Genomic DNA, 1,637 nt, shown 5'->3' on the forward strand with positions numbered 1-1,637 from the left:
CATCGCACTCTACCCCGACGACGCCACCGAGCGGGCCATGCTCCTGAGCTACGCCGACACCGCCCTCTACCGGGCGAAATCGGAGGGCCGGGGCACCTACCGCTTCTTCGAGGCGAAGATGGGCGCGCAGGTGCGGGAGCGCCGCCTCCTCGAGCACGATCTGCGCCACGCCGTCGCCCGCGGCGAGATGCACCTCGTCTACCAGCCTCAGACCGACGTCCGGAACGGGTCCGTGACCGGGTTCGAGGTTCTCCTGCGCTGGCGGCATCCCGAGCGCGGCGCGATCTCGCCCGCCGTCTTCATCCCGATCGCCGAGGAGAGCGGCGTCATCCTGCAGATCGGCGAGTGGGTGCTGCGGGAAGCCTGCCGGGAGGCCGCGACCTGGACCAATCCCCTTACCGTGGCCGTCAATGTGTCGGCCGTTCAGATCCACGCGCCGCACTTCGTGCAGCTCGTTCACGAGAGCCTGTTCCGGACGGGGCTGAAGCCGGAACGCCTCGAGATCGAGATCACCGAGACGGCGCTGATCCGCGATCCGTCCCGGGCCCAGTCGACGCTGCGCCAGCTCAAGGCGCTCGGCGTGCGGATCGCCATGGACGATTTCGGCACCGGATACTCGTCTGTATCGAACCTGCGCGCCTATCCGTTCGACAAGATCAAGATCGACGGCTCCTTCATCCGTTCGGTGGATGCCAACGAGCAGACGGCCGCCATCGTGCGCTCGATGCTGGGCCTGGGGCGCGGCCTCGGGCTGCCGGTCCTGGCTGAGGGCGTGGAGACGGACGCCGAGCTGCGCTTCCTCGCCGCCGAGGATTGCCAGGCGGCCCAGGGCTACCTGATGGGCCGGCCGGCCGCGATCGAGCAGTTCGCGCGCTTCACGCACGGTAATCAGTTAAAGCCGGATCAATCAGTGGCCGCCGCGTAGGTCGAGCTTTGCCCTCACGACTCAATGTGCAGCTCGGAGAGCACGAAGCGCGCGATCGATGCCCCGAACTGATCCTAGCTGCACTCTAGAGCGTGGTGCTGTATGGACTTAAGCTCAAGGTGTCGGTGGCTCGTCATCGTGCTGGTGACGCAGTTCGGGTGCCCCCTTGTCTGGCTCTGAGATCACTGACGACGCGACCTGGCTCTCCGTCCGACTGGTGTCAACGAACAGGCGGGCCTCGCCTTCCTTCACGCCGAGGCTGCGCAACGCGTAGAGCGTCATGCCGAGCGCGAGCTCCCGCTCGCCCATCAAGACGAGGCCGACCTTATCTTCCTCAAGGTGCCGGCGCTCGGCGTCGCTGTGAGTGCGCACCACCGTGTCAATCTTCGGATTAGCCTCTCGCGCGATCTCGACGAGCCGCCGTGCCTGGTGGGCGTCAGGCGTTGCAATGACGAGTAGGCTCGCCTTGCTGATGTCAGCCGCCTCCAGAATGCCAGGGGCCGTGGCGTCGCCGAACACGGCTTGAATGCCTTCCGCGCGCAGATCCAAGACCCGGCGCCGGTCGCGGTCCACCACCACGTAGGGCAGGTCCCAGGTCTGCAGCGCCTGGATGATACTGCTGCCGACCCGGCCGTAGCCGACCACCACGGCGTGACCACGCCGGCGGGTGGATCTGGTGGTGATAGGAGGTGCCGCCACCCCTTTGCGTTCG

At 67.0% G+C, this 1,637-nt stretch carries 2 protein-coding genes; one reads left to right on the top strand and one right to left on the bottom strand.

Features of this window, described 5'->3' with window-relative positions:
* Window positions 1–925 (top strand): putative bifunctional diguanylate cyclase/phosphodiesterase (locus MOX02_RS30505; RefSeq protein WP_147029494.1); only part of this gene is annotated, 925 nt, incomplete at its 5' end.
* A gap of 114 nt (window positions 926–1,039) precedes the next feature.
* Here the strand turns inward: MOX02_RS30505 and MOX02_RS30510 are convergent.
* Window positions 1,040–1,637, bottom strand: a 598-nt coding sequence (locus tag MOX02_RS30510; RefSeq protein ID WP_174804991.1) for an NAD-binding protein, incomplete at its 5' end; no start/stop codon positions are given.

It is taken from the genome of Methylobacterium oxalidis (assembly GCF_007992195.1).
GTDB lineage: Bacteria > Pseudomonadota > Alphaproteobacteria > Rhizobiales > Beijerinckiaceae > Methylobacterium > Methylobacterium oxalidis.